Origin of the sequence: Streptomyces sp. NBC_00080 (genome assembly GCF_045041255.1) — a bacterium.
GTDB classification, from domain to species: Bacteria; Actinomycetota; Actinomycetes; order Streptomycetales; family Streptomycetaceae; genus Streptomyces; species Streptomyces coriariae.
On record NZ_CP108235.1, the window covers coordinates 4703384 to 4724808 of the forward strand.

Consider the following 21425-nt stretch of genomic DNA (forward strand, 5'->3'; position numbering starts at 1 on the left):
GCCCGACGTGACGATCACGACGGGCCCGTTCCGGGGTGTTACGGGTTGAGCGGGTGTCAGCCCAGCTTGGCGAAGCCGAAGTTCAGCAGCTTCGTCGCGTCGGCGGCACGCACCGTCGCGCTGGTGGAGGCCAGCACCGTACCGACGACGGTCTTGCCGTTGCGGGTGGCGGCGAAGACGAGGCAGTACTTCGCCTCCGGACCGGAGCCCGTCTTCACGCCGATGGTGCCGCTGTAGCTGCTCAGCAGCGTGTTGGTGTTGGTCCAGGCCGCCATGGTGCGGGTGGAGCCGGTCTTGGTGATCGTCTTGGCGGTGTACGACTTCGTCTTGACGATCGCACGGAAGTTCGCGCTCTTCAGCGAGTTGCTGGCGAGCTTCGTCAGGTCCTTGGCGGTCGAGTAGTTCGACCCGTTGCCGATGCCGTCGAACGAGTCGAAGTGCGTCTTCGTCATGCCGAGCGCCTTCGCCTTGTTGTTCATCTTGGCGATGAAGTTCTTGACGCGCGCGGCCCGCGTCGTGCCCGTGCCGAACTTGTCGGCCAGGGCGTACGCGGCGTCACAACCGGACGGCAGCATCAGCCCGTAGAGCAGCTGACGGACCGTGACCTTGTCGCCGACGATCAGGCGCGCGGACGAGGCGCCCTTGGCCACTATGTAGTCGCTGTACGCCTTCTGGATGGTGACCTTGGTGTTGAGATTCAGGTTGGTCTGCGACAGCACGACATTCGCCGTCATGATCTTCGTGGTGGAGCCGGTGGACAGCTTGGTGTCCATGCCCTTGTTGTACAGCGCGGCGCCGTTCGCATTGTTCATCACGTAGCCGGTCTTGGCGGCGATCGTGGGCGTCGTGACGGCTTGTGCGGGCGCCGCGGTGAGGGCTCCGGTCGCGAGCACTGCGCCGACGGTGACGGCGACGGATGCGGCCCTGCGGACTCGGATGCCCTTGGTGGCGGTTATCAACTGAAATACCCCGATTACGTCGAATGCCCCTGCGATGCGGCCAAGTTCAAGGGGAAAGAAGAAGGGGCCGCATGTGTGTGACACGTAAGTAGCACAGAAAGTTGTGCGCTCGCTGGGCCGAATTTCCGATTACTTGACCCTGCTCTTACCCGGCCCTCGCCCACCCCGCTTCCCGCACCCCTCGTCGCAGCCCGTCGCGGGTCCGCATTCTGGACCGGCCCCCCGTTGCGTACGTGTTGTATCTATCCTGTGGGCATGCCTTCGTCCGCCCCGCCCGCCCCCGCTCCCGTGAAGCAACCGCCCGCCGCCGACCGCGTGTACGCCCACGTCAAGCAGGGTGTCCTGGACCGCCGCTACGAGGGCGGCACGCTCCTCACCGAGGGCGAGCTCGCCGAGGCCGTGGGGGTCTCGCGCACTCCGGTGCGGGAGGCGCTGCTGCGCCTGGAGGTGGAGGGGCTGATCAAGCTCTACCCGAAGAAGGGCGCCCTGGTCCTGCCGGTCTCCGCACAGGAGATCGCGGACGTGGTGGAGACCCGGCTGCTGGTGGAGGAGCACGCGGCGCGCAAGGCGGTCCCCGCCTCGGCCGCGCTGATCCAGCGGCTGGAAGAACTGCTCGCGAAGCAGAAGGCGCAGGCCGCGGCGGGCGACCTGGCCGCGGCCGCCGTGACGGACCGCTGCTTCCACGCCGAGATCGTCCGCAGCGGCGGCAACGACATCCTGTCGAGGCTGTACGACCAGCTCCGCGACCGCCAACTGCGGATGGGCGTCGCCGTGATGCACTCCCACCCCGACCGGATAGCCAAGACGCTGGGCGAGCACGAGGAGATCCTCCGGGCACTGCGCTCCGGTGACGCCGAGGCCGCCGTCGAGATCGTGCACCGGCACGTCGGCTGGTTCTCGCACCTGGCCCGCGGGGAGGTCCGATGAGCCCCGGCCCCCGCAGCCTGAACTCCACCCTTCCGGGTGATCCACCGGGCGGACGGCGCGCGATGGCCGTCTGGGGGATCGGCGTCTCGGTCTACTTCGTCGCGGTCATCTTCCGCACCTCCCTCGGCGTGGCCGGCCTGGACGCCGCCGAGCGCTTCCACGTCAACGCCTCGGCCCTGTCCACCTTCTCGATCCTCCAGCTCCTGGTCTACGCGGGCATGCAGATACCGGTGGGTCTGCTGGTCGACCGGCTCGGCACGAAGAAGGTGCTGACCATCGGCGTCGTGCTGTTCACGGCCGGCCAGCTCGGCTTCGCCTTCTCCCCGTCCTACGGCACGGCCCTCGCCTCCCGCGCGCTGCTCGGCTGCGGGGACGCGATGACGTTCATCAGCGTCCTGCGGCTGGGAAGCAGGTGGTTCCCGGCGCGCCGCGGACCGATGGTCGCGCAGCTGGCGGGACTGGCGGGGATGGCGGGCAACCTGGTCTCGACCCTCGTCCTGGCCCGCCTCCTGCACGGCATCGGCTGGACGGCGGCCTTCGCGGGCAGCTCGCTCGCGGGAGTGGTCGTCCTGGTCCTCCTGCTGCTGTTCCTGAAGGACCACCCCGAAGGCCACGAGCCCGAGCCGTTCCCGCACCGGGGCGCGGCGTACGTCCGCCGCCAGATCGCCGCGTCCTGGCGCGAGCCGGGCACCCGCCTCGGCCTGTGGGTGCACTTCACCACCCAGTTCCCGGCGATGGTGTTCCTGCTCCTGTGGGGCCTGCCGTTCCTGGTGGAGGCGCAGGGCCTGTCGCGAGCGACGGCCGGCGAACTCCTGACCCTGGTGGTGCTGAGCAACATGGTCGTGGGCCTGGTCTACGGCCAGGTCGTCGCCCGCCACCACGAGGCCCGGCTGCCGCTGGCCCTGAGCACGGTCGGCGCGACCGCCCTGATGTGGGCGGCCACGCTCGCCTACCCCGGCGACCGGGCGCCGATGTGGCTGCTCGTGACGCTCTGCGCGGTCCTGGGCGCGTGCGGCCCCGCCTCCATGCTCGGCTTCGACTTCGCCCGCCCGGCCAACCCGCCCGAGCGCCAGGGAACGGCCTCCGGCATCACCAACATGGGTGGCTTCGTGGCGTCGATGACGACGCTCTTCGCGGTCGGCGTGCTGCTGGACGCGACCGGCGACGACTACACGATCGCCTTCTCCTGCGTCTTCGTCCTCCAGGCCCTCGGCGTCAGCCAGATCCTGCGGCTGCGCAGCCGCGCGGCCCGCCGCGAGCGGGAACGGCTGGTGGCGAGCCGCGTGGAGACGGTGCACGTACCGGCGTAGACGGCCCGAACGGCCCGGAGTGCCCGAACGGCCCGGAGTGCCCGGAGTGCCCGGAGTGCCCGGAGGGAACGGACGGCGTGCGGGCCGTTCAGGGCTCCTCGCCGCCGAAACACGTTTGAACGCACGCCCGTTCGACGTCTACCGTCGGGCCTCATCGACGTGTAGCTCAGCAGCAGAGCACCGGGCTCGAGACCCGGAGGGCGCGGGGGCGGCACCCGCCACGTCGGCTTATGAACGACGACGCTGACCAGCAGCACCTCGCAGAGGCCAACCCGGGCTACGCCTCCGGCCAACTGGCCGGGGCGCTCAGCACCGCGCTCACCCACGAAGACCCCGACACCCGCCGGCGCGCCGGAGAACGACAGCGCGCGTGGCGGTCCGTACTGGCGGGCATGGCGAACGGACTGCTCACCATCGGCTCCCGCACACCGGTCCGGGATCTGCCCGCGTGGGTGACACCCGAGGTGCTCCGGGGCGGCTTCGCCACCGGCGCGCCGAGCGCCGGCGGGCCCCTGACGGAGTACGAGACCGAGGCCGCGCGCCGGGCCGGTGTGCCGCTGGACCGGCAGGCGCTGTTCGCGTACTGGCTGTCCGAGGACGGGCTGGCGCGGCTCCACGAACTCCTCGACGGCGGACGGTACGAGGTGACCGTCCCCGAGGAGGCCGCCCTGCTCACCGTGGCCTGGCTGGCCAGGGCCGGGGAGACCGACGCGGCACTCGGACTCGTCGAGGAGCTCGCCCCGTTCGCGGGACGGCTGCGGTTCACGCCCCGCCCGTCCACCCGACCGGCGCCCGATGCCGCCGCGGTGCACCGCCGGACCGTCGCCGAGGCCGGCGAGAGCCTGGCGCGGCGGCGGACCAGCGAGGCGGTGGAGACGCAGCGGGAGGCACTGGCCGTGTGGCAGCCGTTCGGCGACGAACTGCTCGGCCACTGGCTGGAGACCGCCGACGCCGGGCAGCCGACCCGGGTGCTGACGCGCGCCCCCGACGCCGCCTGGCACGGGCACGGCGCCGAACTGCTGCGCCGCTACCGCGACCTGGCCGACCGTCACACCCACTGCACCAAGCACCTCAAGCCGAAGGAGAACCTGGGGATCCTGCGCGGGGCGCTGGAGGAGACCGTCGCCGGACGGGAACTGGACGCCCGCCGGCTCGGGCTGCTGCGGCACGCCGTCACCTCCATGGTGCGGCGGCGCGGGCTGCCCGGCTCCGCGGAGCTCACCGCGCTGCGCCGGGAGCAGGCCGCGCAGGCGGCACTGCCCTCGCACCACGCGCTGGCCCAGCTGGTGCTGCGCCGGCTGTCCGGGCTGGACCAGCAGGCGGGCGTGGCCGAGGTCGCGCCGCTCGTCGCCGCGGTCGGCGAGGAGGAGGCGCGGGAGACGGGGCTGCCCGCGGGCGCGGTGATTCCGGCCGGCGTACGGCGGCCCGTCGAGGCCGCGCTGAGCGCGCCCCTGAGCACCCTCGTGGAACGCGGGGTGGTGCCCTCGGCCGAGGTGCTGGCCGAGCTCGTACCGCAGCTCGTCGCCGCCACCACCGCGCAGGCCTACCCCGACCCGGCCCTGCGCACGCTGGCGGCGGCCCACCACCGGGCGTTCGCGGGCCGCCGTTCGCTGCTGCTGCTCAACCTCCAGCGGCAGGTGCGGGCGGAGGAACTGCCGTGGGTACGGGCCGTGGCCGGGCAGCGCACGGACGGCGCGGCGGGTGCGGTGTCGGCCGTCGCGCTGCGCCGGCTCGGTGAGCTGTCCGTGCAGGCCTTCCCCGGCACGATCCTGCCCAACTCCCTGGTCCGTGAGCTGTCCGTGCTGGCCCGCCAGGCCGATCTGGGCGCTCCCCTGGTCGAGGAGCTGGCCGCGGACATCTTCATGGGCACCTTCACCCCGAAGTTCCTCGCCGCGGCCCGGGTCGCGGCGGAGCTGCTGGGCGGCGGCTCGCTCTACGAGCGCTACTACGCCGTCGACTACCGGGCCGTCCGCAATCTGGCGATCGTCGAGACCGGCGAGGCGCTGACGAGGTCGTACGGGGCCAGGACCTCGCCCGGGTTCGCGAAGCTGTGTGTCGCGCGGGCCGAGGCCGGCTCGTCCCGGTCACGGCGCGGAGGCGGATCGGTGGCCGCGAACGGCAAGGTGATCGAGCAGGCGCAGATCCTCACCACGCACAACCTGGCCACCCTGGTCCACCGGGTCGGCATCGAGCCGGCCGCGGGCTGGCCCGACCTGGCCCGCCGCTGCTTCGTCACCGTGTGCCGGCTGACCGGCCGCGTGCACGGCAACCCGCGCCCGCTGAGCACGATCAAGGACGTGGCCTACGCCTGGCGGCAGATGGTGTTCCACCTGTCCCTGTGCACCCCCGGCGAGCGGGCCCGCACACTGGCCCGGCTGCCGGAGGAACTGACCCGGCACCCCGGCCATGTGGCGGGCCGGCTGGCCCCCGCCCTGACCGGCCTGCACCAGGTCGCCGAGGGCGGCCGGGCCGACGAGGGCACCGGGCGGCTGCTTCTCGGCTGGACCACGGACGGACACTGGCTGCGTCCGGACCCGGCCTCGGCGGGCTGAGGCCGCCGGGCCCGGGGCCGCCATGGAGAGGAGGCCGCCGTCGGGGGCCGTCGGGGGCCGTCGGGTCCGCGGCCATGGGTCCACGGCCATGGGTCCGGGACCACCAGGTCCGGGACCACCAGGTCCGGGACCACCAGGTCCGGGACCACCAGGTCCGGGACCGCGCCCCCTCGGGGTGCGCGGCCCGGCCGGCCGGGTCGCCCCTAACCCCAGGTGATCAGCTTCCTGGGCTGCTCCAGGATCGCCGCCACATCCGCCAGCACCTTGGAGCCCAGTTCCCCGTCCACCAGCCGGTGGTCGAAGCTCAGTGCCAGCGTGGTCACCTGACGTGGCTTCACCTTGCCCTTGTGGACCCACGGCTGGAGCTTGATCGCACCGATCGCGAGGATCGCGGACTCGCCGGGGTTGAGGATCGGGGTGCCGGTGTCGACGCCGAAGACGCCGACGTTGGTGATGGTCACCGTGCCGCCCTGCATGGCGGCCGGCGATGTCCGGCCCTCCCTCGCCGTCGAGACCAGCTCGCCCAGGGACTCCGCCAACTGCGGCAGCGTCTTGGCGTGGGCGTCCTTGATGTTCGGGACCAGCAGGCCCCTGGGGGTCGCGGCCGCGATGCCCAGGTTGACGTAGTGCTTGACCACGATCTCCTGCGTCGCCTCGTCCCAGGACGCGTTGATCTCCGGGTTGCGCTTGACGGCGACCAGCAGGGCCCTGGCGATCAGCAGGAGCGGGTTGACCCGCACGCCCTGCATGTCCTTGTCCTGCTTGAGCTCCTCGACCAGCTTCAGCGTGCGCGTCACGTCGATCGTCACGAACTCCGTGACGTGCGGCGCGGTGAAGGCCGAACCGACCATCGCCGCAGCCGTCGCCTTGCGGACGCCCTTGACCGGGACGCGGGTCTCACGGGCCGTGTCGTACGACGGCGCGGGCACGGCCGCGGGGGTCGTGACCGGAGCCTGTGTCACCTGCGGCACCGGCTCGGCCACCGGAGCGGCCTGGGGCGCCGGGGCGGCCGGGGCCACCGCCGCGTGGACGTCCTCGCGGGTGATGATGCCGTCCGGGCCGGACGGGACCACCGTGGCGAGATCGACGCCGAGGTCCTTGGCCAGCTTGCGCACCGGCGGCTTGGCCAGCGGGCGCTCGCGCACGGCGGACGCGCCGCCGTGGCCGTTGAGCTCCGCCTGGATCGTGTCCGGGACCCGGGAGACCGCGATCTCCGGGCCCTTGCGCGGACGGCGCTTGGTGGAGGACGCGGCCACGCCGTACCCGACGAGGACCGGCTGGCGGCCGGATCCCGCCGGCTTGGCGGCCTCGGCCTTCGGTGCTTCGGCCTGCGGTGCTTCGGCCTGCGCCGCCTGCGGCTGCCCCTGCGGGGCGGCCGGGGCCTGCGCGGGCGTCTGCACGGCCGCCTGCGCCGGTACCTCGGCGACCGGGGCGGCCGCCGGGGCGCCGCCCGCTCCTCCCGACACGTCCACGGCAATGATCGACATGCCCACGTCGACCGTGGTGCCCTCGGGGAAGTGCAGCGCGCGGACCACCCCGTCGTAGGGGATGGGCAGCTCGACGGCGGCCTTGGCCGTCTCGACCTCGCACACCACCTGGCCGTCCGTCACCGTGTCGCCGGGCTGGACGTACCACTTGAGGATCTCGGCCTCGGTGAGGCCCTCGCCCACGTCGGGCATCTTGAACTCGCGTACGGACGCTTCCGTCATCGTCGTCACGACCCTCTCCTCAGTACGCCAGGGCACGGTCGACGGCGTCGAGCACCCGGTCCAGGCCCGGCAGGTACTCCTCCTCCAGACGCGCCGGCGGGTACGGGGCGTGATAGCCGCCGACCCTGAGCACCGGAGCCTCCAGGTGGTAGAAGCAGCGCTCGGTGATCCGGGCGGCGATCTCCGCGCCCGAACCGAAGAACACCGGCGCCTCGTGGACGACGACCAGCCGGCGGGTCTTCTCGACCGACGTCTGGATCGCGTCGAAGTCCATGGGGGACACCGACCGCAGGTCCAGGACCTCCAGGTTCTTGCCCTCCTCGGCGGCCGCGGCGGCGACCTCCTGGCAGAGCTTCACCATCGGACCGTAGGCGACGAGGGTCAGGTCCGTGCCCTCGCGGACGACCTGGGCCTTGTGCAGCGGGCCGGGGATCGCCTCGAAGTTGACCTCGCCCTTGTCCCAGTAGCGCCGCTTCGGCTCGAAGAAGATCACCGGGTCGTCGCTCTGGATGGCCTGCTGCATCATCCAGTACGCGTCGGACGCGTTGGACGGGGAGACGATCTTCAGGCCCGACACGTGCGCGAAGAGGGCTTCCGGCGACTCCGAGTGGTGCTCGACCGCGCCGATGCCGCCGCCGTAGGGGATGCGGACGACGACCGGCAGCTTGACCTTGCCGAGCGAGCGCGCGTGCATCTTGGCGAGCTGCGTGACGATCTGGTCGTAGGCCGGGAACACGAAGCCGTCGAACTGGATCTCCACCACCGGGCGGTAGCCGCGCAGGGCCAGCCCGATCGCGGTACCGACGATGCCGGACTCGGCGAGCGGGGTGTCGATGACGCGACTCTCGCCGAAGTCCTTCTGCAGGCCGTCCGTCACCCGGAAGACGCCGCCGAGCTTGCCGACGTCCTCGCCCATGATCAGGACCTTGGGGTCCGCCTCCAGGGCGCGGCGCAGCGACTCGTTGATCGCCTTGGCCAGGGCCAGGTTCTTGGACGTCACGGTTTCCGCCATCTCAGTTTCCCCCCGAACCCGCGGCGAAGCCGCTCTCGGATTCCGTCGCGAACGATGCCTGGTAGGCCGCGAACTGGGCCCGCTCCTCGTCGACGAGCGCGTGTCCGTCCGCGTACACGTTCTCGAAGATCGCGAAGCGGTCCGGGTCCGGCATGGCGCGGACCGCTTCGCGCACTCGCCTGCCCAACGCCTCGCTCTCCGCCTCGAGTTCCGCGAAGAATCCCTCGTCCGTGTGGTTTGACGCCTCCAGGTGGCGGCGCAGGCGCAGGATCGGGTCCTTCGCCTCCCAGGCCTCGCGCTCCTCGTCGGCCCGGTACTTCGTCGGGTCGTCGGAGGTGGTGTGGGCGCCCATGCGGTACGTGTACGCCTCGACGAGGGTGGGGCCCTCCCCGGCGCGGGCCCGGTCCAGCGCCCACCTGGTGACCGCGAGACAGGCCAGGACGTCGTTGCCGTCGACCCGGACGCCGGGGAAGCCGTACCCCTGCGCGCGCTGGTAGAGCGGCACCCGGGTCTGCTTCTCGGTGGGCTCGGAGATCGCCCACTGGTTGTTCTGGCAGAAGAACACGACCGGCGCGTTGTAGACGGCGGAGAAGGTGAAGGACTCCGCCACATCGCCCTGGCTGCTCGCGCCGTCGCCGAAGTAGGCGATCACCGCGCTGTCCGCGCCGTCCTTGGCGACGCCCATGGCGTAGCCCGTGGCGTGCAGCGTCTGGGATCCGATGACGATCGTGTAGAGGTGGAAATTGTTGCCGTTGGGGTCCCAGCCGCCGTTGTTCACCCCCCGGAACATGCCGAGCAGGTTGGTCGGGTCGACCCCGCGGCACCAGGCGACGCCGTGCTCGCGGTAGGTCGGGAAGACGTAGTCGTCGTCGCGCAGGGCCCGGCCGGAGCCGATCTGGGCGGCCTCCTGGCCGAGCAGCGAGGCCCACAGACCCAGCTCGCCCTGGCGCTGGAGGGCGGTGGCCTCCGCGTCGAAGCGGCGGGTGAGCACCATGTCGCGGTAGAGGCCGCGGAGCTCCTCGGGGGTCACACCGGCGACGTACTTGGCGTACTCGGCGTTCTTCGCGTTCTTGACCCGCTTGCCCTCCGGCGTCAGCAGTTGCACGAGCTCGGGCTCGGCGGACTTCCTGGCGGTGGTGCGGGTGGTGCGCTCGGTGCCGGTGGTGCCGGCCTTGCTTCCGGCGCTGCGTCGCGGCTTGCGCGCGGCAGTGCTCTCCACGGTCACGTGTGCTCCTCCGTCGGTCCGGCCCCCGGGGTTGCCGGGTACCAGTGCGGCTCACCTGAGTCCGACGCCCGTGCACGGGGTGGGTGCCACTCGGTCGGAACAGGTGTGACAGGTGCCCCGGCGAGCGCCCTGCGGTCATCACGTTACCCAGTGCTTCACATTTCTGTGAAACCCCTCTTGACCTGCGTTTTTGCTTGGATTTCCAAGTAAATCGGCAAAGTCGGGAGAGACCCAGGTCACAGCCTTGCAGGAGGCCGGAGCAACGGCACGTTATCCCGGGCACCCGGTCCACGGGAAGACTCAGTATGTGAGACTGAGCGCGTGCGCGAAGAAGGAAAAATCACCGTTTTTCTACTCGCCGACCATGAGGTCGTCCGGCGCGGGGTCCGCGAGATGCTCTCCGTGGAGAGCGATGTCGAGGTGGTCGGCGAGGCCGGCACGGCTGCCGAGGCGCTCGTGCGCATCCCGGCCACGCGGCCCGACGTCGCGGTGCTCGACGTACGGCTCCCGGACGGCAGCGGCGTGGAGGTGTGCCGCGAGATCCGCTCCCGGGACGACTCCGTCAAATGCCTGATGCTGACCTCGTACGCCGACGACGAGGCCCTCTTCGACGCGATCATGGCCGGCGCCTCCGGCTATGTCCTGAAGGCCATCCGCGGCGAGGAGCTGCTGACGGCCGTACGGGACGTCGCCGCCGGGAAGTCGCTCCCGGACCCCGTCGCCACCGCGCGCGTGCTCCAGAGGCTGCGTGAGGGCGCTCCGAAGGCCGACGACCGGCTCGCGCACCTCACCGACCAGGAGCGCAGGATCCTGGACCTGATCGGCGAGGGCCTCACCAACCGCCAGATCGGCACGGAACTGCACCTCGCCGAGAAGACCATCAAGAACTACGTGTCGAGTCTGCTTTCCAAACTCGGTATGCAGCGCCGCTCCCAGGCGGCCGCGTACGTGGCCCGGATGCAGGCGGGAATCCAGGCGGGAATCCAGGCGGCAAACCGGGCCGGGAGCAACTAGGGACCTAGGTCCCGGCCGGACGGGACGGTGGCCTCTGTGGCGCCCCATACCGGCCGCGCACAGTGGTCGCATGCCGACCGACGAACGACTCGCCGTCGACCTGCTCGCCCGCACCGAATACGGACGGGTGGCCGCCAGCCTGCGCGCGATGCCCTTCCTGGCCTGCGCCCGCCACATCGTGGTGGACGGCCGTCTGCTGCTGCGCATGCACCGCGGCCACGGCTATCACCGGGCCTGCGACGGCCATGTGGTCGCCTACGGCTCGGACAACCTGAACCGGGCGCGGCCGGGCCGCGCCGAGGGCCGGTGGTCGGTGGAGATCGTCGGGAAGTGCGCGGTCATGGAGCCCACCGCCGCCGAACTGGAGCTCTTCGGACCCGCGCCCCGGTCCGTGGAAGGCGGCGTCCCGTTCGACCCGGTCCACCTGCGCGTGACCCCGCAGTTCGTGACCGTGGACCGTCAGGGAGCGACCTGAAACGACCCGTGAGGCCACCCGGAGCGACGTGGAGCAACCTGGAGCGACCGCCCGTGACAGTTGTTGACCTTTAGTGACTGTCTGTGACAACGCCCAGCTCACAGCCTCGGATCGTGCCCTAGCATCGGGCGCGTGCCGCGCTCCTGTGTACCCCCCTTACTGCTCCACGCGCCCCCTCTGGGCGCCTTGCTCCGCCGGTACGCCGCCGGCACCGCGCTCACCTGTGAGCCCGTCGACGAGGGGCTGCTGAACCGCGGCTACCGGCTGCGCACCACCCGCGGCCGCTACTTCCTCAAGCACCATTTCGACCCCGACACCGCCGACCCCGCCTCCATCGCCCGCCAGCACCGGGCCACCGAACGACTGGCCGACCTCGGCGTCCCGGTCGCTCCCCCGCTGCCCGGCCACGACGGACGCACGGTCGCCGTCGTCGGCGGCCACGCCTACGCCCTCCACCCGTGGATCGACGGCCGCCACCGCCACGGCGCCCAGCTCACCCCCGGCCAGTGCGGCCGCCTGGGGGCGCTGCTGGGGGTGGTCCACGCCAGCCTGGAGCAGGTGATGCGGGCGGCCCACGGCGAACTCCTGCCCCCGGCCCGTGGCGGACACGTGCCCCGGGGCCTCGGGGTCAACGCGCCCGCGGGGGGCGAGGCGCCTCCGACGCGCGATCCGCGACGTGACCCGGGCCTGCCCCGGGGGCACGCCCCTGAGGGCCGCATCGCCCCGTCCGAGCGCCCTGCCCGGGCCGCGGCCGCCGCTCCCGCCGGGCCCATCACCGCTGCCGGGCGCACCTCGCCCGTCGAGGCCGCCGTCCCGGCCGCGAGCCCCGACCCCGCCGACACCTTCGTCCTCATCGAGGACCTCCTCGCGCGCGTGCGCCGCCACCGCCCCGCCGACTCCTTCGACGAACTCGCCCGCCACCGCCTCCTGGAACGGCGCACGCTGCTGGAACGGCACGCGGACCGGCGTCCTCCGCACAGCGGCCCGGTCGGCTGGGTGCACGGGGACTTCCACCCCTTCAACCTGCTCTACCGCGGGGACGCCCCGGCCGCCATCGTCGACTGGGACCGGCTGGGCGTGCAGCCCCGCGCCGAGGAGGCCGTCCGCGCCGCCGCGATCTTCTTCGTCCGGCCCGACGGCACCCTCGACCTGCCGAAGGCGAGGCAGTACGCACGCGCGTACCGACGCGCGGCCGGGGCCACGCCCTCCGAACTCGCGGCGGCCGTGCACCGGGTGTGGTGGGAGCGCCTCAACGACTTCTGGATGCTGCGCTGGCACTACGAGCGCGGCGACACCCGCGCCGATTCCCAGTTCCCGGCGGCCTCGGCCCTCGCCGTGTGGTGGACCCGCGAGTACGACGCGGTGTGCGGCGCGTTCGCCGACTGACCCGGCCCCATGAACGCGACACGCGCGCGTGGAGCCCTGTGACGGGCCCACGCGCGCGTGTCGCGTACTGCGGTCAGTTTCCGATGCTGCCGAGGGTGCCACCCTCGGTGGCCGGGTCGCTCGGCTCGACATCCGTCGGATCGTCCGAAGGCTGCGTGTCCGTCGGATCGTCCGAGGGCTGGGTCTCGGTCTCCTCGTCCGTCGGCTCGCTGCTGGCCGACTCCGAGGGGGAGTACGACGGCGAGTACGAGGGCGAGTACGACGGCGTCCAGTCCGAATCGGAGTTCGAACCGGAGTTGTCGTCCGAGGTGTCGTCCGAGGCCGTGTTGCTCGCCTCGTCGCTCGGTGTCGCGGTGGAGGCGTCGTCCGTCTCCGACTGCGAGGTGGACGGCGACGGCGAGGTGTCGGTGTCGCCGCTTCCCTTCCCCTGGCCGTTCAGCGCGAGCGCGACACCCGCGGCGATGGCGATCACCGCGAAGACGGCGAGGATCCACAGCTTGCCGCGGCCGCTGCCCTTGTTGCCGTGCCCCTCGAAGCCGCCGTCGTCACCGCCGCCGTAGCCGGTGGGCAGGATCGGCTGCGGGATCTGCGAGGTGCTGGAGCCGTCGGCGCCGTGCGCCAGCGCGGTCGTGCTCGCGAAGCCGGCGGAGGGCGTGCCGCGGCCGTCGTGCGCGCCGACCGGGCCGGTGTTCCAGGTGCCGGTGTGGCCACCCTGGTCGTACAGCATCTGGAGCCCGTACTGGACCAGACCGCGCATCTCCTCCGCCGTCTGGAACCGGTCGTCGGGGTCCTTGGCCAGGGACCGCATGACGAGACCGTCGAGCTCCGGGGGGCACTGCCCGTCCGAGGTCTGCGACGGCGGCACCGGGATGTCCTGCACGTGCTGGTAGACCACCGACAGCGGCGTCTCGCCGGTGAACGGCGGCCGCAGTGCGAGAAGTTCGTACAGCAGGCAGCCCGTCGCGTACAGGTCGGAGCGGTAGTCGACGGCCTTGCCGAGCGCCTGCTCCGGGGAGAGGTACTGCGGGGTGCCCATGACCATGCCGGTCTGCGTCATCGTCGTGGACGCGCCGTGCAGGGCGCGCGCGATGCCGAAGTCCATCACCTTGACCGCGCCGTTGTGCGTGATGATCACGTTCGCCGGCTTGATGTCACGGTGCACGATGCCGTGCTGGTGCGAGTAGGCGAGCGCCTCCAGCACCCCCGAGGTGATGATCAGGGCCTGTTCGGGGCCGGGCGCCTCGGCGTTGAGGAGAAGGTCACGGATGGTGCGTCCCTCGACGATCTCCATCACGATGTACGGCACGCTCTGGCCGCCCACGAAATCCTCGCCGGAGTCGTACACGGCGACGATCGCATGGTGGTTGAGGCCGGCCACCGACTGGGCCTCGCGCGTGAAGCGGGCCTTGGACACGGGGTCCTCGGCGAGATCGGCGCGCAGCAGCTTCACCGCGACGGTGCGTCCGAGGCGTACGTCCTCGGCCGCGAACACCTCGGCCATGCCACCTCGGCCGAGTCTGCGGGTCAACCGGTATCGGCCGTCCCCTACCAGCCCGCCGTTGCCCCAGTTCTCCGGCGCATCTGACATACCGCCGCCAGTCGCCTCGGGGTCGGACGGGCCCTGAGCGCGCTGCTGTGCCATCAGTCCTCGCCGTCGTTTCTGCCCGCGGAACGCGCGGTGTTGTTACGGTCTCCGTCGGCCACGCTACAGCCTCCACGCAAGCCTCCGGCCCGGGACGATCCCCGGAACATCGCCCGGGGCGAGCCCGGGCACCGGTCCGCGACGGACCGGCCATCAAACCTGTACTCCGTGCCGACGTGCAAATTCTGTGTACCGGCCGTACGGCACCTGTAACGCTTCCGCGACGCTTCTTTCTCGTAGGGTCACGGAACGGGCACCGAGCTTGACGTGTCAGTGCCCTACGGCAGACTTGGCCGGGAATAGCACTATCGATCAACGACAGTCAACGGCGCTTGAGGGCCTACGGGGGACGCAGAAGATGAGCCAGGACGGCGCGCAGGGCCGGTATGCGGGGCGGGCGCTCGCCGCCGGCCGGTATCAGCTGCGCGACTTGCTCGGCGAGGGCGGCATGGCCTCGGTGCACCTCGCCTACGACGCCGTGCTCGACCGTCAGGTCGCGGTGAAGACCCTGCACACCGAACTCGGCCGTGAGCAGGCATTCCGCGAGCGCTTCCGCCGCGAGGCCCAGGCCGTGGCCAAGCTCACGCACACCAACATCGTCTCCGTCTTCGACACCGGCGAGGACGACGTCGAGGGACTGACGACTCCGTACATCGTCATGGAGTACATCGAGGGCCGCCCGCTCGGCTCGGTGCTCGACGAGGACGTACGGCAGCAGGGCGCGATGCCCGCCGACAAGGCGCTGAAGATCACCGCGGACGTGCTGGCGGCGCTGGAGATCAGCCACGAGATGGGGCTCGTCCACCGCGACATCAAGCCCGGCAACGTGATGATGACCAAGCGCGGCGTGGTCAAGGTGATGGACTTCGGCATCGCTCGCGCGATGCAGTCCGGGGTCACCTCGATGACGCAGACCGGCATGGTCGTCGGCACCCCGCAGTACCTCTCGCCCGAACAGGCCCTGGGGCGTGCGGTGGACGCCCGGTCCGACCTGTACTCGGTCGGCATCATGCTGTTCCAACTGGTCACCGGGCGGCTGCCGTTCGAGGCCGATTCGCCGCTTGCGATCGCGTACGCGCACGTCCAGGAGGAGCCGGTGGCTCCTTCCTCGATCAACCGGGCGCTGCCGCCGGCCGTCGACGCGCTGATCGCCCGCGCGCTGAAGAAGAACCCGAACGAGCGCTTTCCGACCGCTGTCGCCATGCGCGACGAGTGCCTGCGGGTCGCCGCCTCCTTCCAGCCGGCCCCGCCGAGCATCGTCCCGGGCGCGCAGACGTCGAGCGGCGCGGGCGTCGGTTCCGCGGTGTTCCCGCCGATCGGCCAGAGCACCCCGGCGCCGCAGGCCGGCGTCCAGACGCCCTACCAGCCCGCGCCGACCCCGAACCCGTACGGCACCCCGACGCCCGCCTCCTACGGCTATCCGCAGCAGGGCTACCAGACGCCCGCTCCGGCCTACGGCCACCAGCAGGCACCGCACACCCCGCCCGCGTACAACCTCAGCCCGCAGCCGTCCACCACGGTGTCCTCGGGCGGTGGCGGCCGCCGCAACAGCAAGCCGGTGCTCATCGGCTCGGCCGTCGTCGCCGTGGTGGCGGTCGGCGGCCTCATCGCCAGCCTCGCGATGAGCGAGGGCGACGACGACGCCAAGGGCGGTACCTCCAGCTCCTCGCCGTCGGTGACGAAGGCGGCGGACTACCGGGCGCCGGACACCTCCAAGACGATCGAGTCGACGGAGTGCTCCGAGCCGCAGGAGTCGTACAACGACCCCGACAAGATCCGGGTGCCGAACTTCAAGTTCAAGTACATCGGCTCGGTCAAGGAGTGCTTCCAGGCCGCCGGCTGGCAGTACAAGATCACGAAGGTGGACGAGAACACCTACGGCGACGGGGCGGTCATGGACCAGTTCCCCTCCGCCGGGACGGACGTCGACCCGAAGGACATGCCAGAGATCGAGATCAAGGTCTCCACGGGCAACCCGGCGTCGTGACCGTCTGACGTCATGGCAGAAGGGCCCGGCGCCGAAACGCCGGGCCCTTCTCGTGTGTACGGCTGGGGGGACGACTGTCCGGCGCTCTAGAGGTACGGGCCGCCCGTCCGGCCGCCCGCCGCGCGCGGATCGTCCGCGCCCTCGTGACCCGCTCCCGGCGGCAGCGCCCGCCGCATCTGCTCCAACTGGGCACGCGCGGCCATCTGCTGGGCGAAGAGCGTGGTCTGGATGCCGTGGAAGAGGCCCTCCAGCCAGCCGACCAACTGGGCCTGCGCGATGCGCAGTTCCGCGTCGCTCGGCGTCGAGTCCTCGTTGAACGGCAGGGAGAGCCGCTCCAGCTCCTCGACCAGCTCCGGCGCCAGGCCGTCCTCCAGCTCCTTCACCGAGCTCGAGTGGATCTCCTTAAGCCGGACCCGGCTCGCCTCGTCCAGAGGAGCCGCGCGCACCTCCTCGAGCAGCTGCTTGATCATGCTGCCGATCCGCATGACCTTCGCCGGCTGTTCGACCTGCTCGGTCACCGGGATCTCACGGGAGTCGTCGTCAGCGTCGATGTCACCGAGCGCCATGCCGTCCTGACCTACGACCAGGATCTTCTGGGCGTTCTCCGGCGACCTTTCGTTCCTCGGCATCTCCATGCCGTCATTCTCGCGCACGTCCCCACCTCACCACCGTGGCACCCCCCGTGAAAGGTGATCCACTGTTTCCGTTCGGCGGAGTCCGGAATGCGGTGACAGTTCCCCGATGTGAGGCTTGTCGCGTCTTTTCTTGGCGACTGGGCACCGGGAGGGGGTCACGGACGTGACTCCATGGCAGCAGGCGTGGTGCGCGACGCGGGCCGGCGTGGGCGTCGGAGCGGTCGTGCTGGGCGTGCTCGCGATGCCCTGCGGGGGCGTCTCCTCGTACGCGGCCGTCACGTCGTACGCCGCCGTGTCGGCGTCCGCCACCCCCGCCCCCTCCTCCTCCGCACCGGACCGGGCCGGCAGCCGGGCGGGCGAGGGACGCCAGCGGCCCGGCCGGGCGGGCGACCACGCGGCGGAGGAGGCCGAAGAGGAAGCGGACGAGGAGGCGCAGGACACGGAGGGCGAGGACAGCTCGAGCGAGGACGCGGGCGAGGAGAGCGCCGACGGCGAACCCTCCGACGACACCGCCGCGTCCGAGTCGCCGGAGGCCGCCGTTCCCGTGCCCTCGGGCGCGCCACGGGACCCCGTGCGGCGTCCCGTGGCGCAGCCGGAGGGCGCCGACGGCCCCGTGCTGCAGATCCTGCCGCTCGGCAGCGGTCTCGTCCTCATCGGACTCGGCATCGCCCTCGCCCTGGCCGCCCTGCGGCTGCGCCGGACCTGAGGCCGCCGCCGCGGGCAGGGTCTTCCCTAGGTCGTGACCAGCAATACCTTGCCGACGTGGCTGCTGGCCTCGACGATCCGGTGGGCCTCGGCCGCGTCGCTCATCGGGACCTCGCGGTCGACGACGGGGCGGACGTGGCCGGCGGCGAGCAGGGGCCAGACGTGTTCGCGTACAGCCGCCACGATGGCCGTCTTCTCCTCCAGGGGGCGGGCCCGCAGCGAGGTCGCGCTGATCGCGGCGCGCTTGCCGAGAAGCGCGCCGATGTTCAGCTCGGCCTTGCTGCCGCCCTGCATACCGATGATCGCCAGGCGGCCGTTGACGGCGAGCGCCTGGACGTTGCGGTCCAGGTACTTCGCGCCCATGTTGTCGAGGATGACATCGGCGCCCGCGCCGTCCGTGGCCTGCTTCAGCTCGGCGACGAAGTCCTGCTCGCGATAGTTGATCAGGATGTCCGCGCCCAACTCGGCGCACTGGTCCAGCTTCTCCTTGGTGCCCGCGGTGACGGCGACCCTGGCACCGACGGCCTTGGCCAGCTGGATCGCCATGGTCCCGATGCCACTGGAGCCGCCGTGCACGAGCAGCGTCTCGCCGGGACGGAGGTGGGCGATCATGAAGACGTTCGACCAGACGGTGCTGGTCACCTCGGGGAGCGCGGCGGCCCGCCGCAGATCGACGCCGTCCGGCACGGGCAGCAACTGGCCGGCCGGCACGGCGACCTTCTGCGCGTATCCGCCGCCCGCGAGCAGCGCGCACACCTCGTCGCCGACGGCCCAGCCGGAGACGCCGGGGCCGACCTCGACGATCCGGCCGGAGCACTCCAGGCCGGGGTAGCGGGAGGCGCCGGGCGGCGGATCGTAGAAGCCCTGCCGCTGAAGGATGTCGGCCCGGTTGACGGCGCCGGCCACCACCTCGACCAGGACCTCGCCCGCGCCGGGTACGGGATCGGGGACCTCGTCCCACACCAGCGCCTCGGGACCACCAGGTTCGGGAATCGTGATCGCATGCATGAAGGGGACGCTACTCCTCCCGCTCTCCTCCCCCTTCCTCCCTCTCGATCATGGTCCGCGGCAAAAAGCGGGGGAGCGGGGAAAACGGGATGCGATCACCGATGAGTTCGGGCGACGGTAAAGGTCTCCCCATGCGTAGCCCAAGTACGCGGAAGGAACCCCCATGAGCCAGCACACCGCCGGCCTGGCGATCGAGACTGCGGGCCTGGTCAAGACGTTCGGCGAGACCAGGGCCGTGGACGGCGTCGATCTCGCCGTCCCCGCCGGCACGGTCTACGGCGTCCTCGGCCCGAACGGCGCCGGCAAGACCACCACCGTGAAGATGCTCGCCACGCTGCTGCGGCCGGACGGCGGCCAGGCCCGAATCTTCGGCCACGACGTCGTCCGGGAGGCAGACGAGGTGCGCGGCCGGGTGAGCCTCACCGGCCAGTACGCGTCCGTGGACGAGGACCTCACCGGCACCGAGAACCTGGTGCTGCTCGGCCGTCTTCTCGGGCACGGCAAGAAGGCCGCCCGGGAGCGGTCCGCGCAGCTCCTCGCCGCGTTCGGGCTCACCGACGCGGCCGGAAAGCAGGTCAAGCACTACTCGGGCGGCATGCGGCGCCGGATCGACATCGCCGCGTCCATCCTCAGCACGCCCGACCTGCTCTTCCTCGACGAGCCGACGACCGGGCTCGATCCGCGCAGCCGCAACCAGGTGTGGGACATCGTGCGGGCCGTGGTCACCCAGGGCACCACCGTGCTGCTGACCACGCAGTATCTGGACGAGGCCGACCAGCTGGCGTCCTTGATCGCCGTCATCGACCGGGGCCGGGTCATCGCCGAGGGCACGAAGGGCGAGCTGAAGGCGTCCGTCGGCGCCGGCTCCGTCCATCTGCGGCTGCGCGACGCCGAGCAGCGGCCCGAGGCCGAGCAGGTGCTGCGGCTGGCCCTGGACGCGGACGTCCAGCGGGAGCCGGACCCGGTGGCGCTGACCGCCCGGCTCGACGCGGCGGCGGGCGACACGGCCGCCGCCCAGGCCGCCCGGGCCCTCGGGGAACTGGCCCGGGCCGGGGTCCTCGTCGACAACTTCTCGCTGGGCCAGCCCAGCCTGGACGAGGTGTTCCTCGCCCTCACCGGACACGACACGAAGACCGACACCGCGTCCGGAACACCGGCCGACGCCGGTACACCGGCCCGCGGCCAGAAAGGCGAGGTGGCGGTATGAGCACCGTGACCAGCACAGACGTCCAGGATCTGGCCCCCGTCAGCGCCGAGTCGCTGGCCGCGCTGCTCGTCGCGCAGGAGCGCCCGCCCCGCCCGAGCGCCCTGTCGGCCTCCCTCACCTTCGGCTGGCGGGCGATCCTCAAGATCAAGCACGTGCCCGAGCAGCTCTTCGACGTCACCGCGTTCCCGATCATGATGGTGCTGATGTACACGTACCTGTTCGGGGGCGCCCTGGCCGGGTCCCCGGAGGAGTACATCCAGTTCCTGCTGCCGGGCATCCTGGTGATGTCGGTCGTGATGATCACCATGTACACGGGTGTCTCGGTGAACACCGACATCGAGAAGGGCGTCTTCGACCGCTTCCGGTCGCTGCCGATCTGGCGGCCGTCCACGATGGTCGGCTATCTGCTGGGCGACGCGCTGCGCTACACGATCGCGTCCGTCGTGATGCTCACCGTCGGCATGATCCTCGGTTACCGGCCGGACGGCGGGCTCGCGGGCGTGGTCGCCGGAATCGCCCTGCTGGTCGTCTTCTCGTTCGCTTTCTCGTGGATCTGGACGATGTTCGGGCTCCTGCTGCGCACCGAGAAGTCGGTGATGGGCGTCAGCATGATGGTGATCTTCCCGCTCACCTTCCTGTCCAACGTGTTCGTCGACCCCCGCACCATGCCGGGCTGGCTCCAGGCGTTCGTCAACAACAGCCCGGTCACCCATCTGGCCTCGGCGGTGCGGGGCCTGATGGCGGGTGACTGGCCCGCTGCCGAGATCGCCTGGTCGCTGGGGTGGGCCGGACTGTTCGTGCTGGTCTTCGGGCCGGTGACGATGCGGCTCTACAACCGCAAGTGACGCGGCTCCACCGCCGCAAGCAGCGCCGTCGGGCAGCGCCCGGGAGCGGGCGCCTCAGGCCGGCGGGAGCGGCGGGACCCCGGGCATGCCGGGGCTCCCGAGGGGGGCCCGGGTACGGTCCGGGCCCACCCGCACGATCGTGACCACCCGGTCCGTCGGCTCCAGCATGCCGATCGCCGGATCGTCGTAGGCGAGGACGCGGTGCCCGCGGACGACACTGACCACCAGGTCGTCCGTCTCACGCGGTCCGCGGCCCGTCTCGGCCTTGGTGACGGGCCGTTCGACGAGGTCGAGCCCGTCGCCCTGCTGGATGAGGTCCTCCATGACCCGGCCCGCCGCCGGACTGAGCACGGACAGACCGAGGAGCCGGCCGGCCGCACCGGCGCTGGTGATGACCTCGTCGGCGCCCGACTGCCTGAGCAGCGGGGCGTTCTCCTCCTCGCGGACCGCCGCCACGATCTTCGCCCTGGGGTTGAGCTGGCGGGCCGTCAGGGCCACGAGGACGGCCGTGTCGTCGCGCTGGGTCGCGATGACGATCCGTCCCGCCCGCTGCACCTCGGCCCGCCGCAGCACATCACTGCGGGTGGCGTCCCCGACCACGCCCTCGTAGCCCTCGGCCGTCGCCGCGTCGATCACCTTCGCACTGGGATCGATCACCACGACCTGTTCCTTGCGCAGGCCCGCCGCACAGGCCGTCCGGATCGCGGACCGTCCCTTCGTTCCGAAGCCGACGACGACAGTGTGGTCGCGCAAGGGGACCTCCGGGATCATGGATATCTGTGGACTCATGGACACGTGTTGCTTCATGACGGGCAGGAGCCCGCCGG

17 protein-coding genes, 1 tRNA gene and 1 pseudogene are annotated in these 21425 nt (G+C 71.6%); 11 read left to right on the plus strand and 8 right to left on the minus strand.

Annotated elements, in window-relative coordinates; translation table 11 throughout:
* Positions 1-56: 56 nt before the first annotated feature.
* Positions 57-959 carry a D-alanyl-D-alanine carboxypeptidase gene (locus OHU34_RS21040; RefSeq protein ID WP_230195199.1) on the minus strand — a complete coding sequence of 301 codons (903 nt, stop codon included), beginning with the start codon at positions 957-959 and terminating at the stop codon, positions 57-59.
* 255 nt (positions 960-1214) lie between these two features.
* On the opposite strand from OHU34_RS21040, the gene OHU34_RS21045 reads away from it, so the two are divergent.
* From OHU34_RS21045 to OHU34_RS21060, 4 genes are all read left to right on the plus strand, one after another.
* Positions 1215-1886 (plus strand): GntR family transcriptional regulator, encoded by a 672-nt coding sequence (locus OHU34_RS21045; RefSeq protein ID WP_405767798.1) that lies wholly within the window; start codon positions 1215-1217, stop codon positions 1884-1886.
* A 62-nt stretch (positions 1887-1948) separates the two neighbouring features.
* A complete protein-coding gene (locus OHU34_RS21050) occupies positions 1949-3196 on the plus strand; it encodes a nitrate/nitrite transporter (RefSeq protein ID WP_142267951.1) in 1248 nt (415 codons plus the stop codon).
* A gap of 155 nt (positions 3197-3351) precedes the next feature.
* Positions 3352-3423, plus strand: a tRNA-Ser gene (locus tag OHU34_RS21055).
* Between the two features lie 3 nt (positions 3424-3426).
* On the plus strand, positions 3427-5748 hold the full coding sequence (locus OHU34_RS21060) for a hypothetical protein (RefSeq protein WP_405767801.1): 2322 nt from the start codon (positions 3427-3429) through the stop codon (positions 5746-5748).
* A 203-nt stretch (positions 5749-5951) separates the two neighbouring features.
* Here the strand turns inward: OHU34_RS21060 and OHU34_RS21065 are convergent, their stop codons facing one another.
* The 3 genes from OHU34_RS21065 to pdhA are packed head-to-tail and all read right to left on the minus strand — an operon-like array spanning position 5952 to position 9694.
* Positions 5952-7466, minus strand: a complete 1515-nt coding sequence (locus tag OHU34_RS21065; RefSeq protein ID WP_142265214.1) for a dihydrolipoamide acetyltransferase family protein — start codon at positions 7464-7466, stop codon at positions 5952-5954.
* 10 nt (positions 7467-7476) lie between these two features.
* The gene (locus OHU34_RS21070; protein WP_054242059.1) at positions 7477-8469 is read right to left on the minus strand and encodes an alpha-ketoacid dehydrogenase subunit beta; all 993 of its coding nucleotides are present in this window, start codon (positions 8467-8469) and stop codon (positions 7477-7479) included.
* Between the two features lies 1 nt (position 8470).
* Positions 8471-9694, minus strand: a complete 1224-nt coding sequence (pdhA, locus tag OHU34_RS21075; protein ID WP_142265213.1) for a pyruvate dehydrogenase (acetyl-transferring) E1 component subunit alpha — start codon at positions 9692-9694, stop codon at positions 8471-8473.
* Between the two features lie 321 nt (positions 9695-10015).
* Here pdhA and OHU34_RS21080 point away from each other — a divergent pair, with 321 nt between their 5' ends.
* From OHU34_RS21080 to OHU34_RS21090, 3 genes are all read left to right on the plus strand, one after another.
* Positions 10016-10708: a response regulator gene (locus OHU34_RS21080; protein WP_405767805.1), complete on the plus strand. Its 693-nt coding sequence runs from the start codon at positions 10016-10018 to the stop codon at positions 10706-10708.
* Positions 10709-10778: 70 nt separating this feature from the next.
* Complete coding sequence (locus OHU34_RS21085) at positions 10779-11183, plus strand: pyridoxamine 5'-phosphate oxidase family protein (RefSeq protein WP_405767808.1); 405 nt, start codon at positions 10779-10781, stop codon at positions 11181-11183.
* A 159-nt stretch (positions 11184-11342) separates the two neighbouring features.
* Positions 11343-12569, plus strand: a complete 1227-nt coding sequence (locus tag OHU34_RS21090) for a phosphotransferase (RefSeq protein ID WP_200839932.1) — start codon at positions 11343-11345, stop codon at positions 12567-12569.
* Positions 12570-12642: 73 nt separating this feature from the next.
* Here OHU34_RS21090 and OHU34_RS21095 read toward each other — a convergent pair whose 3' ends face one another.
* Positions 12643-14157: a protein kinase domain-containing protein gene (locus OHU34_RS21095; protein ID WP_142267950.1), complete on the minus strand. Its 1515-nt coding sequence runs from the start codon at positions 14155-14157 to the stop codon at positions 12643-12645.
* 412 nt (positions 14158-14569) lie between these two features.
* Between OHU34_RS21095 and OHU34_RS21100 the strand changes: the two genes are divergently transcribed.
* A complete protein-coding gene (locus OHU34_RS21100; protein WP_405767811.1) occupies positions 14570-16198 on the plus strand; it encodes a protein kinase domain-containing protein in 1629 nt (542 codons plus the stop codon).
* A gap of 86 nt (positions 16199-16284) precedes the next feature.
* On the opposite strand, the gene OHU34_RS21105 is transcribed toward OHU34_RS21100, so the two are convergent.
* Positions 16285-16833 (minus strand): bacterial proteasome activator family protein, encoded by a 549-nt coding sequence (locus tag OHU34_RS21105; protein ID WP_054242066.1) that lies wholly within the window; start codon positions 16831-16833, stop codon positions 16285-16287.
* Positions 16834-16996: 163 nt separating this feature from the next.
* Between OHU34_RS21105 and OHU34_RS21110 the strand changes: the two genes are divergently transcribed.
* Positions 16997-17539, plus strand: coding sequence for a hypothetical protein (locus OHU34_RS21110; RefSeq protein ID WP_142265209.1), 543 nt, complete (start codon positions 16997-16999; stop codon positions 17537-17539).
* A gap of 26 nt (positions 17540-17565) precedes the next feature.
* Here OHU34_RS21110 and OHU34_RS21115 read toward each other — a convergent pair whose 3' ends face one another.
* The gene (locus OHU34_RS21115) at positions 17566-18546 is read right to left on the minus strand and encodes an NAD(P)H-quinone oxidoreductase (RefSeq protein WP_142265208.1); all 981 of its coding nucleotides are present in this window, start codon (positions 18544-18546) and stop codon (positions 17566-17568) included.
* Between the two features lie 163 nt (positions 18547-18709).
* Between OHU34_RS21115 and OHU34_RS21120 the strand changes: the two genes are divergently transcribed.
* Together OHU34_RS21120 and OHU34_RS21125 are read left to right on the plus strand one after the other, a co-directional pair.
* Entirely contained in the window at positions 18710-19753 is a 1044-nt protein-coding gene (locus OHU34_RS21120) for an ATP-binding cassette domain-containing protein (RefSeq protein WP_405767815.1), read from the plus strand.
* Complete coding sequence (locus OHU34_RS21125) at positions 19750-20598, plus strand: ABC transporter permease (RefSeq protein ID WP_142265206.1); 849 nt, start codon at positions 19750-19752, stop codon at positions 20596-20598. Before OHU34_RS21120 ends, OHU34_RS21125 begins: the two co-directional genes overlap by 4 nt.
* A 54-nt stretch (positions 20599-20652) precedes the next feature.
* On the opposite strand, the pseudogene OHU34_RS21130 reads toward OHU34_RS21125, so the two are convergent.
* Positions 20653-21351, minus strand: a pseudogene (locus tag OHU34_RS21130) (potassium channel family protein); the annotation flags it as partial.
* Positions 21352-21425 lie beyond the last annotated feature (74 nt).

Excerpts from the sequence above, each read along its gene's own strand:
- OHU34_RS21115 (WP_142265208.1), bottom strand. The coding sequence starts at position 18,546 with ATGCATGCGATCACGATTCCCGAACCTGGTGGTCCCGAGGCGCTGGTG.
- OHU34_RS21105 (WP_054242066.1), bottom strand. The coding sequence starts at position 16,833 with ATGGAGATGCCGAGGAACGAAAGGTCGCCGGAGAACGCCCAGAAGATC.
- OHU34_RS21085 (WP_405767808.1), top strand. The coding sequence starts at position 10,779 with ATGCCGACCGACGAACGACTCGCCGTCGACCTGCTCGCCCGCACCGAA.
- OHU34_RS21070 (WP_054242059.1), bottom strand. The coding sequence starts at position 8,469 with ATGGCGGAAACCGTGACGTCCAAGAACCTGGCCCTGGCCAAGGCGATC.
- OHU34_RS21125 (WP_142265206.1), top strand. The coding sequence starts at position 19,750 with ATGAGCACCGTGACCAGCACAGACGTCCAGGATCTGGCCCCCGTCAGC.
- OHU34_RS21060 (WP_405767801.1), top strand. The coding sequence starts at position 3,427 with ATGAACGACGACGCTGACCAGCAGCACCTCGCAGAGGCCAACCCGGGC.
- OHU34_RS21120 (WP_405767815.1), top strand. The coding sequence starts at position 18,710 with ATGAGCCAGCACACCGCCGGCCTGGCGATCGAGACTGCGGGCCTGGTC.
- OHU34_RS21100 (WP_405767811.1), top strand. The coding sequence starts at position 14,570 with ATGAGCCAGGACGGCGCGCAGGGCCGGTATGCGGGGCGGGCGCTCGCC.
- OHU34_RS21095 (WP_142267950.1), bottom strand. The coding sequence starts at position 14,157 with ATGTCAGATGCGCCGGAGAACTGGGGCAACGGCGGGCTGGTAGGGGAC.
- OHU34_RS21045 (WP_405767798.1), top strand. The coding sequence starts at position 1,215 with ATGCCTTCGTCCGCCCCGCCCGCCCCCGCTCCCGTGAAGCAACCGCCC.
- OHU34_RS21050 (WP_142267951.1), top strand. The coding sequence starts at position 1,949 with ATGGCCGTCTGGGGGATCGGCGTCTCGGTCTACTTCGTCGCGGTCATC.